We start from the raw sequence: 15,034 nt of genomic DNA, 5'->3' as shown, positions 1-15,034 counted from the left end.
AATTTATATTGAAATTTTATGTACGCACCGACGCTACATACCTAAATTGCTATTGATTATGAAGTTAGTTACGGTCATACTGCTTGCCTCTTTAATGCAGGTAAGCGCAGCTTCATTTGGCCAGCTGGTTACGTTAAAAGAAAAAAATGTAACCTTAGAAAAGGTTTTTAAAGAGATCAGAAAACAATCTGGTTATGATGTTCTTTTATCAACCAATAAAATTAAAACCTCAACCACTTTAAATGTTGACTTTAACAGCTTAACGGTTGAAGAAGTAATGAACAAAATTGTTTCAGGCAGAGACCTTAGCTATGCTATTGAGGATAGGACGGTTCTGATTACAGTAAAAGAAAAATCAGTATTTGATAAAGTGCTGAGCTATTTTGTTGCTGTAAAGGTAACCGGAAGAGTGAAGGATAAAAACGGAGCCGCACTGCCTGGAGTGAGTGTAAAGGAAAAAGGGGTAGCAAATGCGGTATCTACCAGCAGTAACGGAGATTTTGCTATTTCGGTTAAAGAAGGTGCTACCTTGGTTTTTAGCTTTATTGGATATAAAACAATAGAGGTTGAGGTTGGATCTAAAACATCTATAAATGTAGTATTAGAAGAAGATGCAAATGAACTTAAAGATGTAAATATTATTTCAACAGGTTATCAGAATTTAAACAAGAAATTATTTACCGGAGCTGCCACAGCACTAAAAGGAGCTGATGTTAAACAAGATGGTATTACAGACGTAAGTCGTATGCTCGAAGGTCGTGTAGCTGGGGTTTCAGTACAAAATGTATCTGGTACTTTTGGAGCTGCACCAAAAATCCGTGTTCGCGGTGCAACCTCAATTACTGGAGATAATAAACCTTTATGGGTAGTTGATGGTGTGATTTTGGAGGATGTTGTTAATATCTCCAATGAACAGTTATCATCAGGAGATGTAAGTACGTTGATTGGATCTTCTGTAGCTGGTATAAACGCTGACGATATTGAATCATTCAATATCTTAAAAGATGCGGCTGCGACTGCACAATATGGTGCACGCGCAATGAATGGTGTTGTGGTTATCACAACAAAGAAAGGACGTATTGGTAAACCGCTAATCTCTTATACAGGTAACTTTTCTACCTATTTAAAGCCGACGTATGACAGTTATAACATTATGAATTCTTCTGATCAAATGTCTGTTTATTCAGAGCTGGCCCGCAAAGGATGGTTAAATCATTCTAGTGCTTCGAGAGCAGCAGACGGTGGTGTTTTTACCAAAATGTATCAATTAATTAATACGTACGATGCAAGTTCAGGTACATTTGCTTTAGCAAATACCCCTGAAGCAAGAAATTCATTCTTATCTCGCTATGCAACTGCAAATACAGATTGGTTTGATGTACTTTTCAAAAACTCTTTAATGCAAGAGCATGCCATTAGTGTTTCATCAGGAACTGAAAAATCCCAACTATATTTTTCAACCAGTTATTTAAACGATAATGGTTGGGCTATTGGAAATGATGTGGAACGTTATACTGCAAATGTTAACGCTGTATTTAATCTTTCAGATAAACTTTCAGTTAATTTTATTACTACAGGATCAATCCGTAACCAAAAAGCACCTGGCACTGTGGGACGTGTTAGCAATCCCGTTGAAGGAACATACTCCAGAGATTTTGATATTAATCCTTTTAGTTATGCTTTAAATACGAGTAGAACTTTAACAGCATTTGATCAAAACGGGAACAGGGAAAACTTTACAAGAAATTTCGCCAATTTTAATATCCTGAATGAACTGGATAATAATTCGTTGGACTTAAGTATGTTGGATTTTAAACTCCAAGGTGGTTTAGGCTATAGGTTTGTAAAGCACTTTAAGTACGATTTCTTAGCATCGATGCGATATGTAAAAAGTGGTAATGAGCATAAAGTAAAAGAAAACTCTAATATGGCAAACGCCTATAGAGCGAATGGTGATTCTTATATTCAAGATAATAATCGATTCTTGTTTCGTGATCCTGAACATCCGGAATTACAACCAGTTGTCGTGCTTCCTTATGGTGGATTTTACAATACAACTGACGATTTTCTTAAATCGTATATGGTTAGGAACTCTATAGAGTATGATAATACTATCAATGAGAAGCACTTAATTAATGTTTATGCTTTTCAGGAAATGAGAATGGCTGATCGTCAAACCAGGAGCATGATTGGTTACGGTTATCAATACGATAAAGGTGGAGTTCCATTTATTGATCCAAATATTGTGAAACAGGCTACTTTGAATAATTTGAATTATTATTCAATGAATCACAGATACGATCGTTTCGCCGCATTTATGACAAGGGCCGCCTATTCTTACGATGGTAAATATTCATTTAATGCTACAGGTAGATATGATGGCTCAAACCAATTGGGAAGTTCAGCTACGGCTAGGTGGTTACCTACCTGGAATATTTCTGGTGCCTGGAATATAGATAGAGAGAAATTTTTCGAAAATGAAAGATTGAAGAAAATCTTAAACCGCGCTACTATTAGAGCCACATATGGTTTAACAGCAAGTTTGGGTAGTGCTACCAACTCAGCATTAGTTTTAAGGAATGGAAGTGCCTTAAGGCCGTATACGAGTGAAAACGAATCTGTTATGAATATTGAATATATTGAGAACCGCGATTTAACATGGGAAAAGCAATATGAAACTAACATTGGTCTTGATCTGGGCTTTTTTAAAGATAAATTAAATCTAACTGTTGATTTATATAACAGGAATGGGTTCGATTTAATCAGTCCATTAAGAACTTCAGGGATTGGCGGACAGTATTTAACTACTGCGAATTATGCTGATATGAATACTAAAGGTATCGAGGTGACATTAAGTGGGCCAATTATTAAAACTACTGAATGGAGCTGGAGAAGTAATTTTAACTTTGGCTATAATAAAAACAAGGTTACTAAACTTTCGAGCCCTCAGAGTATATTCAGTTTGGTAACTGCAGATGGTGGACCTCAGCAAGGCTTTCCATACCGTGGCTTATACTCTGTTGATTTTACCGGTTTAAATCATGATACGGGAATTCCTGAATTTATCAATGAAAAAGGTGAGAAAAGTGGTGATGTTTATATGCAAAGCCTTGAAACTAAATACCTAAAATATGAAGGTCCAACAGACCCAAAATTGACAGGTGGTTTTTACAATAGTGTGAGTTATAAAGGATTTACTTTTAGCTCTTTATTTACCTTCTCTGCAGGAAATAAAATTAGGCTAAACCCAGTTTTTGCCACTTCATATTCAGATTTAGATGCCTTGCCTAATGAGTTTAAAGATAGATGGACATTACCAGGTGATGAATTAAAAACAAACGTCCCATCTATCCCTGATGTTGAAGCAGCAGCTAATATTGATGGAACGTATCCCTATAATACTTATAACTACTCAACAGCCAGGGTGGCAGATGGAGGTTTTATTCGTTTAAAACAATTATCGCTGTCGTACGCATTGCCTGCAAGAATCCTAAAAACTATTGGCGCAAACAACGCATCAATAAGTGCAGTGGCAAATAATTTTTGGTTGATTTATTCTGATAAAAAACTTAAGGGACAGGATCCAGAATTTTTTGCCTCAGGTGGTGTAGCGTTACCAATTCCAAAACAGTATACACTTTCTCTAAAAGTTGGCTTCTAATTAAATTGAAAAGAAATGAAAAAGAATAAAATATTCATATATATCGCATGCTCATGCTTACTGTTATCTTCGAGCTGTAAGAAATTTTTAGAGCATCAACCAGATGATCGAACAGAGTTAAACAGTTCTGTTAAAGTAGCCGAATTATTAGCAAATGCATATCCACACGGCAATTATCTTGCCTTTGCAGAGGCAATGAGCGACAATGCCGGTGATAAAGGTACAACAGGTAGAGATTTACCAAATTCTTCTCCATGGAATTATATAGATCAAATAGATGCTACATCGGTAGATACACCACCATTTTATTGGAACTCTTGTTATAAAGCTATTGCTGCTGCAAATTATGCATTGGAGGCCATTGATAAGGCTGGAAATACTGCAGAATATTCTGCAAGTAGGGGAGAAGCATTAGTTGCCAGGGCTTATGTACATTTTATGTTAGTAACGTTTTTTGCTAAAGCTTACGATCCGGCAACTGCAGATTCTGATCCAGGAATTCCATACGTAACATTACCACAGAAAATAGTTGAAGGTAACTACACTAGAGGAACTGTTGCTGGCGTGTATGCTAACATAGAAAAGGATTTATTGGAGGGTTTACCTTTAATTAAAAACAATTCATATAGAGTACCTAAATACCACTTTACTACGCAGGCAGCCCATGCTTTTGCTACACGTTTTTATTTATTTAAAAAAAATTATCAAAAAGTAATCGATCACGCTAATGCAGTTTTTCCTGAAACAACAATCTCTGATAATTTAAGAGCTTGGAATACCACTTATAATGCATTAGGTTATTATGAATTGCAGGCCTTGTATACCAATTCTACAGAGCCCGCTAATTTATTGTTGCAAGAAGCAAGTTCGTATTGGGGGCGTAGTTATGCAGGCTATAATTATGGTTTAAGTTCTTCTATTCTACCAATTTTTACAGCAGCAAATAATCCAAGTAAAAAGGCTTTTGCATTTTCAAATAAAATTTTTGGTGGTACAGATGTAGTGTATAACATTCCAAAATTCAGAGAACATTTTGTGAAAGAAACCATCAGCGCCAATTTTGGCGACGGTTATAATATGGTTCCTTTATTCACAACTGAAGAGGTTTTATTTAACAGAGCAGAGGCCAGCGCGATGTTAGGTAATAATAATGCGTTAACAATTGCAGATATTGATGCTTATTTATCAAAAAGAATTGTAGGCTATTCTGCAACTGCCGATAAATTTACCGAAACTAAAGCAACAGCATTTTTTCCAGCATTATCTATTAAGGACGCATTGGTGGCTACAATCTTGAACTTTAAACGTCAGGAATTTATGCACGAAGGTTTGAGATGGCTTGACGTATTAAGGCTAAAAATCCCGATTGAACACAATAGCCTTGATGGAAAAACTAAAATTTCATTGGGTGCAGATGACCCGCGTAGATTAGTTCAAATTCCTCAAGATGCAGTTGCAGCTGGATTAGCTGCCAATCCTCGTTAATTATAATATAAGAATATTATGAAAAAGAAATTATTAAGCATATCATTAGTTGCATTGACCACAATCTTTTTGGCAGGATGTAGCAAAAAAGATGATTTAAGTACGAATATAGTTGGTTTGGGTGGAGATACATGGACCAAAGGACCAATAGATGAGTGGATCAGTACAAATTATACTACTCCATATAATATAGAGGTTAAATATAAATGGGATAGATCTGAGCTAGGTGAGATTTATAAAAACGTAGTCCCAATTCAGGAAGATCTTGTGATACCGGTAATGAATATCATTAAGAAAACTTGGATCGACCCTTATGTAGCTGTAAAAGGCGGAGATTTCATGAAAGAGTATTGCCAGAAACAGTTTTATCTGGCAGGTAGCCCTTCTTATAACAGCAATGGCACTATTACCCTTGGTACAGCAGAATCGGGAAGAAAAATTGTATTACTTGATTTAAATACTTTTGATCAGGACAATAAGGCCGCAGTTAGACAAATTTTGCATACCATGCATCACGAATTTGGTCACATCCTTAACCAAAACATTGCGGTAACTCCTGATTACCAAAGAATAACTCCAGGCGATTATACTGCAACATGGTTTAATATTTTTAGAGGAGCATATTCAACAAATGCCGCTTTAGATAAAATTATGTACGAGGCAGATTTTTGGGGTAAGGGCTTTATTACACCCTATTCAAGATCAAATAAAGATGATGATTTTGTTGAAACGCTATCAACCTTGTTAGAGGGTGGGCAAGCTAATTTCGACAATATTGTAAACAATCTATTTGTCTATGATGGTGTATACATTAAAAGAAACGGCAAGGGAATTTACGAACAAAATGCTGATGGAAGAGCGAAGTTATTAAGAAAGAAAGCTATTGTAACATCTTATATGAAAGATAGCTGGGGTATCGACATTGCTGACCTACAGACCAGAACCCAGGCTGCTATAGAATCGCAATCTCCAACCGCAGATTTTAATAGTTTATTGGGCCCAGCCAAAACTTATAGTACAATTACGGTAAATCCTCAAAAATTAACAGGTTTGTCAACAAAGTTTCTAGCGGCTTATAACACAGCAAATACGGGCTTACAAACTGGCGTTGGTTATTATATCGATAACATTTCTTTAATTTTTACTTCGGCCAATAAAGTAATTTTAAGGGTGAATTTTATGGATCCTACTGCTGCTTTAGGCGTGGGTTTTAATGCTGATTTTAATTTTAATATAGCCAATATTAATGGAAACATTACATTAGCCTATTCAAATCCGCAGCCAACAACCGTAACTTATGCCAACGCAAGGGCAATAGAGGCTGCTATCCCAACTTTACTAAACTACTTTAAGGGGCAGCAATTTACAATACGTTGGGTTGATGATATCGTTCCTCAATCGAAAAGTATATTCGGTGGACTTGTGAAAACAAACGACCCTACATCTTACCTATTTGGCACATTGTAATAATTTAAAATAAAATTGATGAAAAAGCATTTATTATATTTATTCTTGTTTGCATTGGCCTTAGGCTCTTGTAAAAAAGACAAAACGGATCCGATACTTGGCAACGTTGATGACCGTTTGTCTGAAACGCTAACGGCATATAAAACTCAGTTGGCTGGAGCGCAATTTGGTTGGAAAGGTTATTTATTAACAGATACTAAAGTCCTTGCTACATTCTTATTCAGTTTTACGGATAAGAACAGGACCACAATGTCGGCAGATTATGAGCCAACACCAAACGAAAGTTCTTACCGCTTAAAGGCTCTGCAAAGACCAACTTTATTGTTTGATACCTATTCAACATTACATTTGATAGCAGACCCAACACCAGACGTTATTGGAGGCGAAACAGGCGAAGGCTATTATTCAGATTTCGAATTTGCCTTTCTTTCAGCAAGTGCCGATACCATAAAATTGGAAGGCACTTTTAATAAAAGCAAGCTGATTTTGGTAAGGTCAAAATCTGCTGCCGATAATGCTTCGGCATTTACCGCACCTGAGGCTGTACTTACTACCTTTTCTAAATTAAGAACTTATTTTAAGCAAGCTACAATTGGCGGGATTAACTGCGAAGTGAAGATTGACCCCAACCGAAGAATCTTTGGTTTTAATTATCTTGATAAAGCAGGTGTGTTAAAATCATCATCAAGTAATTATTTTGTTTCAGGCACTTCACTGGTTTTGTTTGATCCAATCATGATCGGATCCACAACAATTACAGGATTAAGTGGAGTAACTTTTGATGCATCTACCGGGTTTATTAGTGCGAGTACAAATGGAGGAGTCTCGTTACAAATCAAAGAAGCCATTTCTCCTATTGACTATAACAAAAACGATGCATTAAGCTTTCTTGCAACGGGAAGGCCTAGGAGTAGTTGGTGGGAGTCGTACAACGGCTTCACAGTTGATGGCATTATAGACGCATACGGGATAAATACGATTCCGGATTTTACAGATTTAGATTATTATGTTACTGGAGCTAACAAAGGAAATTTTGTTTGTTTTACTGCTGGCAATTTTCCTTATTCATCAAAAATTACATCTACAATAACAGCTAACGGCTTTTTGTTAAACACGGTAACTTCGATTGTCGGTTCTACAGGAAATGCATCGGCGAAGACAATTATTGATAAAACAACTCAAAATTTTGTTGATCCTAAAGGTTTTTACGTAATCCGGGTAGGAAGTGGTTTCGATTTGGTGTCAGTAAAAGATGCAAGAAGTTGGATCACATTTCAATAGGGCGTTAGCTAAATCTTGTAAACCCTTGCCTTTTGGTGAGGGTTTTCTTACCCTGAACCCCTTCTTAATTAGTTTTAAACATATCTAAAGATATTTTATGAAAAAGATTAAAATGATCTTAATGATCACCTTTTTAGGTTTATCACTTTCCTGCAAAAAAGAGGAAGTAAAACAAATTAGTGCTAAACCAATTGTTTCTAGTAAGAAAATTAAATCGGAGAAAAACTTTTCTGAGGTGAATTACGAAGTTGGTGGAACAATAGGATGTTTTATTGGCTTTACAGATCCACTTAACACATCATATGGTAGTAATGATGCTTATGATTCGTGTATGGATGAAATGTTGGCGGGTACAAATCTCATGGGAAATATAAGTACTGGGCCTGGTAAGCCAATTTATCCTGCAACTGAATGTCTGCCATGTATAGTTCCCGCTGATATGAAGAAAGATTTGATGGAGTATTTTTTTGGATTACTTGGAGAGCAAACCCCAGTGTCAGCTCTTGACTTCGAAAGAGTAAGGAATAAGATAGCTGTTTATGGTACGACCATATTGTCTGTATATACGGTAAATGGTGAACTAGTAATTCCTGAGGATAGATCCGAGAGAGGGAATAAATTGTTGAGCTACGGTGGAATATTACCTAGTGGAATTATTCCATATGTAGATTTCGTTTATGGTAAATATTTTGGTATCCCAAATAGTTGGGAAGCATCAATCTATCCATTAGTTCTTCAACCTAATATATTTGGCCCTACCGTTTTAGATATTAATGGGAAATATTCTATCCAAGAGTATGGAGTTAAAATCATTAAGGGATAAAATTCGTAAAATAGCTGCCTCTCGAAAACCTCACCCTAAAAAGTGAGGTTTTTTTATGACATAATTTTTAAACCCCTCCACCCGTTTATTCCTATATTTGTAAACCATGAAGAAGAAAGCAATTTTTATCCTGTTTGTTTTGGTATTTACCTTTGCGGTAAGCCAAAATGTTAATGCCCAGTGTTCGATGTGTACCATTAATGCCGAACAAGGTGTTAAAAACGGCAATACACAAACGGCGGGTTTGAATACGGGTGTTTTGTATCTTTTGTCTGTTCCCTATTTAATGGCCGTAATTGTTGGTGTGGTTTGGTATAAAAAGTATCGTAAAAAGAACGTTCAACTTAATATGAAAAAGGAACCTTTTAATTTAAATTAAAAGTATGTCTGAGCAAACTACCTCGAAACTTTACGCCATTGTACATTGTAAATGTCCGCATTGCCGCAGAGGAGCTATTTTTACAGGCAGTATGTACGGCTGGAACATTCAGCATACCAAAGAAATTTGCGGGCATTGTGCACAACGGATAGAAATTGAACCCGGTTACTTTTATGCAGCCATGTACGTTAGTTATGCCATGAATGTAATCGAAATGCTGTTTGCCAGTTTTCTCACCTATTTAGTTTTTGGTCCGCTTACTGATGAAACTTTCTGGCCTTACCTGATTGTTATTTTTGCCGGCTGTTTTATTCTGTACCCGTTTAACTATCGGTATTCACGAATTATACTGCTCCATGTGTTATCGCCGAACATTAAGTATAAGCCATATTACGATAAGTAAGTCGGGAGCCAGAAGTCAATAAGTAAAAGTTGATTGTTGGGAGTATTTGATGGGCATTTAGCCTATTGACCATGAACGATCAACCATTTTAATATAATCTTTCAATTTTTAGCAATGTTAAAAAAAGAAACCCTAAACTTTATAAAAGACGTTGCCGAAAACAACAACCGCGAGTGGTTTGCTGCCAATAAAGATGTTTATGAAGCTGCAAAAGTCGATGTACTCGAACTTGTAGCAAAATTAATCCCTGAACTGGCTAAGGTAGATCCATTGCTGTCGGCTGAGGCTGATCCTAAAAAAAGCCTTTTGCGCATTTACCGCGATGTGCGTTTCAGCAAAAATAAAGATCCCTATAAAAATAATTTCGGTATCTGGTTTTCGGCCAAAAGCAAAGGAGGGAACGAACCAGGCTATTACCTGCACATCCAGCCAGGAAAAAGCTTTATTGCCGGTGGATACTGGATGCCTGAAGCATCGCATTTAAAATTGATCAGACAGGAGATTGATTATAATATTGGCGATTTTAAAGAAATTATCAACGGCAAGGATTTTAAGAAAAACTTTAAACTAGGTGTGGATAATGCACTTAAAAATGCACCGAAAGGCTATGATCCTGCAGATCCAAACATCGAATTTTTAAAGCTGAAAAGCTTCGAAGCCACCACAAAAATCGATGATGAAGAATTTTTAAAACCGAACCTCGTTAATAAGTTGATAAGTTCTTTTAAAACAGTACAGCCATTAGTTGCATTTTTACGAAATGCTATAGAACAATAACTAATTAAAAATAACCAATAACCAATTAGCAATGATCAAACAGAATACCTTCTTGATACTTGTTACTAAATACTTATTACTGAATACCACATACTAAACTCTTGAAACTTTAAACATGAAAAATACCTTTTTTGCCTTTGCCGTTCTCCTCTTTCTTTCTTCCTTTACTTCTTGTGTTGTATTATCTCCAAAAAAGTATAAAGCTTTGTTGGGAACCAAAGACTCACTATATACCGCATTTAATGAAGGTTTAATCAAAATCGAAAACCTTGAAAAAGAAGTAGCAAAATTGAAAAAGGATACGACTTTAATGGCTGAAGAGCTTCGCGATTTGCAAAGTAATTACAACACCGTTGATGCGAACTATAAAAAACTTAAAAATAATTCTTCAAGTGAGATCACCAAGCTATCGGGCGATTTAGCTGCCCGCGAGAAACGTTTAAAAGAAGTGGAAGAGGTGCTGCGCAAACGTGATGAAGCCACCAACTCACTCAAAGAGAAACTACAGCAGGCCTTATTGGGCTTTACTAAAAGCGGTTTAACTGTTGAAATTAAAAATGGAAAAGTATATGTTTCGCTAACCGATAAACTCTTATTCCCCTCTGGAAGTATCATCATTGATGAAAAGGGTAAACAGGCATTAACGCAATTGGCCAATGTATTAAAACAGCAGCCTGAAATTAACATTGCAGTTGAGGGGCATACCGATAATCAGAAAATAAATAATCTGGGGCAGATTAAAGACAACTGGGATTTAAGTGTGTTGAGGGCTACTTCTGTTGTACGTTATTTAACAGAGAACGAAAAAGTAGAAAGTGTAAGGATGACGGCAACTGGTAAAGGTGAATTTCAGCCCTTAGGTACAAATGCAAATGCAGATGGAAGAAGCAAAAATAGAAGGATAGAGATCGTGCTTTCTCCTAAACTGGATGAACTTTATAATTTGATTAAATAAGATAACAATAACTAAAGAAGAACCTATTAACCTGAGTTCTATTATTAAATCTCATTTTGTGGCATTCAAGTTTTCTGTTAAAGCGGTCGTCACCCTGATCCGATAGCTATCGGATTTATTTCAGGGTCTTTCACGCTAAAAGATGCTGAAATAAATTCAGCAGGACGATAAATTTTTAGCAAATAATTATCTAACTCAGGATATTAGAATAATCATGTTTTTATGATCAGGAAATGAAGGTGCAGCAGTTCCTGGCATTTTGCTGTCCCGCCATTCACTTCAATCTTCTTGTGCTACTGTTATGCTGAAGGGTAATTTATTGTATAGAAATCAATATGAGTGACGTATAATCGTTTTCCCTTGTCCTACAGCTCGGTCTTGCCTCGGCTCGCCGCCGCCGAAGGGCTCTTTCTTTTTGGTGTTAAAAAGACCAGCGAAGCTAGCTTGAATGCAAATAAAAACATAAATACACATGAAAAAACAAAAAACACCGGCTGAAAATTTATTCATTTGTTGGTTATAACTTTCAGCTGCATTCATGAGGGCTTCGCCGTTTTCTTTCGAAGTTAGTGGGTTGGCTTAGGCAGTGCAATCCGAAAAATTTGTTAGGCCGGATTAAGCAGAACGGGGATATTGTGCTATGGCCTAGCTAGAGGGAAATACTAAAGCAGCTAAAGGGCTGATTAATAATAGTTTTTAAAACAACGTCAATGGTAGGTACGAAGCATCTGTTCATAGGTTACAGATGCTTCGTACCTCAGCATGACAGCAGATTCAGGGTTGCTGTAACAAAAAGTATTTTCGCTGCTGTCGGGTTTAGGCACAAGGGTTTGTACACGCTAAAGCCTCAAAAATGAAAAACTGTATTAGCCACATTAGCCCCGGTTGAAGCATTTACCCTGCAGCAACGAGGTACGAGGAAGCGAAGCGTAAACGCGAAAAACGGGAAGAAATTTAGTATTTCGTACAGGCCTTGCGCTCCAAACCGGGAAAAGTTTTTAATTAGGAATTAAGAGAATATAGTTTTTGGAGAAGAAGGCCTCTTTTATTGGTTCTGGTGCCTGCGGTAAGATTTTAAAATCTTAAAGGTATGATCGAACTCATGACTGCTTAGGTTAGAATAATCGGGCATGGAGAGTTTATGAGTATTTAAAAAGTTTAGGAGTTCTTTAATAACGCTTGATACTTCTTCTGATTCTTCGGTATGTTTTAGGGTATCGATCTTACTTAACAGTAAGGTTATTTGCAACATCTTAAAATTATTCTTTCTGGTAATACTCAAGCCAGTATTAGTTTCTATAAGCGCTTGTTCGTAATGATGCGTGGCATTATAAAAGCTGGCTTTAAAAACATTAAAGCTGGCCAATATAAAGTTGGTATAATAAGTATAATCGCTGCTGATGATTTTATCTACGAATTGCATAATGCGCTGCGCTTTTTTAAAATAGTTGAGCTTGATGTAGGTTTGCCCTAAATGAAGCAATAAAAAAGGAGAAAATACCGAATGTCTTACGTAAAAAATATTGGGATATTTATTCAATATGGCCATAATAAAACGGTGGCATCCTGCATAATTTTTCTGAGAAAATAACGCATTCAATACCAATCTGTAAGAGAGTATTTCGGCAGAGGTGATCTCTTCATTTCTCCGTGGTTTACTTTGATCTATCTCCTGGCAAAGTTTTACAATTTTATCTTCGAGACTTTTGCTTTCGTTAGGTTTATTAATCAGGTTGTTATAAAAATAAAGGATTAAATCGTAAGGATTAATCGGAAACAGTTCGTTTAATCTTTTATAATTTCTCTTTAACAGTTGCATGGTATTGGCTAAACCAACTTTATCTACATCAATAAGATTAAGGTTGCATTCTATTACATGCAACATAATCTGAACGTCTTCATTCAGTACATTTTCCGATATGTTTCTGATGGTTTCTTTATACAGGTTGCTCATCGTCCGCCCTGTAGTCATAAGGTCGATAAAATCGATACCAATGCTCAACTTGTTGAAGTTAGAATTGGGTTTGCTGAGTTCGTATTTCGATACAGAGCAAATAAAATCAAAAGCACTGTTCTTTTCACGGTTTGAAAATGGCAGTTTAAAGATGTTTTTTAAAGCAGCAATTTCGTTACGGTTGATCGCGAATCTGATCGACCAGTTAAGGATATGATCTCTTTGGGGGGGTTGACCAGGGAAACTGTTTAAGATGTGTTCGAAAAATACTTTCCCTGGTTTATATTCAAATTTATCGGTAATCTGTATAAATAGAAAATAGGTATAAATATCGTCGTTTAAAAAGCGGACAATTTCTGTAGGAATGGTTGTACTTAACCTTTTTTCTTCGATGATAATCCCAGCATTTAAAAGCTCTGCGTATGCATCGGGATAACAATTGATGTAGCTCAGAATTTTTTCTTTAGCAACCCTTAATTTCTTATTTCCTTCTGAAATGCAATCACTTATTTTTTTGAGGAGAAATATTTTTTCGGTGCTTTTTTTTGCCATAAATACGCGCCGCTCTAAAAAATAACTAATTAATTCATAACATAACAAGGGGTTATTCAGCTCAAGGTGCTGTTGCTCATCTTTGAGTTTGAAATACACCTGTAACCAGAATGGTGTTTTAAATTGTATTAACAGGGGTAAACTCACGTCTGCCCGATTGATAATCCTGTTTTCTATTTGGCTTAAGGTGTAGAGTACCTCCTCAACATTTAACGATGGTACATTACTTAGCGTGTCTTCATCATAAAATAAGCCCATATACCAGGCCTTAGTTAAAGATGCAGAACCATAAATAGCAGGCTGAAGATTAATCCAGCTATCCGTTCGCAATCCAAATATGAGCTTAACAAAATTATTTTCTTCTATGCTATATAAGAAGTCTATAAATGCTTTAAAATAATGACTTTTGGCTAAATGTCCATCAATACCGTCAACAATAATAATAAAACGACCTTCCTTTTTTTCAGGATTTTTTTTAAAAAAACTGATTAATTCGCTTAGGCTTCCAAATTTAAATTCTTTTAAAAACCACTCTTTTACAGTACCTCCATTTTGAATAATGGTATTAAGGCTAGCAGAGTTAATTAGTAAAACAATATCGTTTTTATAAGGGGCATTTTCTGAAAAGAAAAAATGCTCTACCATGTGTGCAAGCAGTATTGATTTCCCCTGACCCGGTTGGGCACTTATGGTTGTAAACTGATAATTGTTTTTTAAGAAATAATCAAAGTCAGGATAAAAAAAACTTCTGTTCGCAGTAGCATTAAATGGGACACCTGAATTATTTTTTTTAGCAATTAACGATACTTCTGTAAGGGCATGTGCTTTAAGCTTTAAATCCTGCCAGATGCTTTGAACAGAGGTAGTTTGGTTTTTCTTATCCTTACAAAAGGAGTCCCAGTCGTTATAACCTATATACTGCGACAGGCTATTTAAAGTAAATAAGGAAAATTTATGTAGTGTGTTTGCAAAGCCAAAGAATCGTTTGATCGTAGTTTCACTTACGTAGTTTTTGGTTTCCTGATATACATATTCAGATATAATCTTACAATGAGCCGGGTCGATATTTCTCAAACCTGATTTTAAAAGGACAAACTTCCGGAGTTCTATAAGGAGGTCGTTAGCGTTCATTAATTAACAGATGGGATGACTTCAGCTAATGTCATCATAATTTCACAATTGAAGAAATCTATTCATTAAGAAAGCCGTGTATGAATAAAATGAATGAAATGCAACCAGATAAAAATGAATAGTAATGGATAGGATAGGTAGCTATTGTAGATTTAGATTTGTCATG

10 protein-coding genes are annotated in these 15,034 nt (G+C 36.0%); 9 read left to right on the top strand and 1 reads right to left on the bottom strand.

All coding sequences use genetic code 11. The annotated features are described in order from the left end of the window. Positions 1-58: 58 nt before the first annotated feature. The 9 genes from KYH19_RS16990 to KYH19_RS16950 all read left to right on the top strand — a co-directional run bounded on the left by KYH19_RS16990 (position 59) and on the right by KYH19_RS16950 (position 11,231). Positions 59-3,661 carry a SusC/RagA family TonB-linked outer membrane protein gene (locus KYH19_RS16990; RefSeq protein ID WP_219075963.1) on the top strand — a complete coding sequence of 1,201 codons (3,603 nt, stop codon included), beginning with the start codon at positions 59-61 and terminating at the stop codon, positions 3,659-3,661. Positions 3,662-3,676: 15 nt separating this feature from the next. Next, a complete protein-coding gene (locus KYH19_RS16985) occupies positions 3,677-5,146 on the top strand; it encodes a RagB/SusD family nutrient uptake outer membrane protein (RefSeq protein WP_219075962.1) in 1,470 nt (489 codons plus the stop codon). A gap of 18 nt (positions 5,147-5,164) precedes the next feature. After that, positions 5,165-6,613 (top strand): putative zinc-binding metallopeptidase, encoded by a 1,449-nt coding sequence (locus tag KYH19_RS16980; RefSeq protein WP_219075961.1) that lies wholly within the window; start codon positions 5,165-5,167, stop codon positions 6,611-6,613. Between the two features lie 18 nt (positions 6,614-6,631). Beyond that, positions 6,632-7,894, top strand: a complete 1,263-nt coding sequence (locus KYH19_RS16975) for a DUF4302 domain-containing protein (protein ID WP_219075960.1) — start codon at positions 6,632-6,634, stop codon at positions 7,892-7,894. A 97-nt stretch (positions 7,895-7,991) separates the two neighbouring features. After that, the gene (locus KYH19_RS16970) at positions 7,992-8,717 is read left to right on the top strand and encodes a hypothetical protein (protein WP_219075959.1); all 726 of its coding nucleotides are present in this window, start codon (positions 7,992-7,994) and stop codon (positions 8,715-8,717) included. Positions 8,718-8,823: 106 nt separating this feature from the next. After that, complete coding sequence (locus tag KYH19_RS16965; RefSeq protein WP_219075958.1) at positions 8,824-9,096, top strand: hypothetical protein; 273 nt, start codon at positions 8,824-8,826, stop codon at positions 9,094-9,096. 4 nt (positions 9,097-9,100) lie between these two features. Further along, complete coding sequence (locus KYH19_RS16960) at positions 9,101-9,499, top strand: DUF983 domain-containing protein (protein WP_121283982.1); 399 nt, start codon at positions 9,101-9,103, stop codon at positions 9,497-9,499. 114 nt (positions 9,500-9,613) lie between these two features. Further along, positions 9,614-10,276, top strand: coding sequence for a DUF2461 domain-containing protein (locus KYH19_RS16955; protein ID WP_219075957.1), 663 nt, complete (start codon positions 9,614-9,616; stop codon positions 10,274-10,276). A gap of 115 nt (positions 10,277-10,391) precedes the next feature. Next, positions 10,392-11,231: a flagellar motor protein MotB gene (locus KYH19_RS16950; protein WP_219075956.1), complete on the top strand. Its 840-nt coding sequence runs from the start codon at positions 10,392-10,394 to the stop codon at positions 11,229-11,231. A gap of 1,045 nt (positions 11,232-12,276) precedes the next feature. Here KYH19_RS16950 and KYH19_RS16945 read toward each other — a convergent pair. Continuing rightward, positions 12,277-14,868, bottom strand: coding sequence for a hypothetical protein (locus KYH19_RS16945; RefSeq protein ID WP_219075955.1), 2,592 nt, complete (start codon positions 14,866-14,868; stop codon positions 12,277-12,279). Positions 14,869-15,034: the final 166 nt, after the last annotated feature.

This window comes from Pedobacter sp. D749 (genome assembly GCF_019317285.1).
Lineage (GTDB): Bacteria > Bacteroidota > Bacteroidia > Sphingobacteriales > Sphingobacteriaceae > Pedobacter.
Note: the sequence above shows the minus strand (reverse complement) of the source record. Positions and strands in the feature narration are given on the sequence as shown.

What these genes read in the sequence shown, in the direction of transcription:
- KYH19_RS16990 (WP_219075963.1), top strand. Translation starts at nt 59, where the DNA reads ATGAAGTTAGTTACGGTCATACTGCTTGCCTCTTTAATGCAGGTAAGC.
- KYH19_RS16985 (WP_219075962.1), top strand. Translation starts at nt 3,677, where the DNA reads ATGAAAAAGAATAAAATATTCATATATATCGCATGCTCATGCTTACTG.
- KYH19_RS16980 (WP_219075961.1), top strand. Translation starts at nt 5,165, where the DNA reads ATGAAAAAGAAATTATTAAGCATATCATTAGTTGCATTGACCACAATC.
- KYH19_RS16975 (WP_219075960.1), top strand. Translation starts at nt 6,632, where the DNA reads ATGAAAAAGCATTTATTATATTTATTCTTGTTTGCATTGGCCTTAGGC.
- KYH19_RS16970 (WP_219075959.1), top strand. Translation starts at nt 7,992, where the DNA reads ATGAAAAAGATTAAAATGATCTTAATGATCACCTTTTTAGGTTTATCA.
- KYH19_RS16965 (WP_219075958.1), top strand. Translation starts at nt 8,824, where the DNA reads ATGAAGAAGAAAGCAATTTTTATCCTGTTTGTTTTGGTATTTACCTTT.
- KYH19_RS16960 (WP_121283982.1), top strand. Translation starts at nt 9,101, where the DNA reads ATGTCTGAGCAAACTACCTCGAAACTTTACGCCATTGTACATTGTAAA.
- KYH19_RS16955 (WP_219075957.1), top strand. Translation starts at nt 9,614, where the DNA reads ATGTTAAAAAAAGAAACCCTAAACTTTATAAAAGACGTTGCCGAAAAC.
- KYH19_RS16950 (WP_219075956.1), top strand. Translation starts at nt 10,392, where the DNA reads ATGAAAAATACCTTTTTTGCCTTTGCCGTTCTCCTCTTTCTTTCTTCC.
- KYH19_RS16945 (WP_219075955.1), bottom strand. Translation starts at nt 14,868, where the DNA reads ATGAACGCTAACGACCTCCTTATAGAACTCCGGAAGTTTGTCCTTTTA.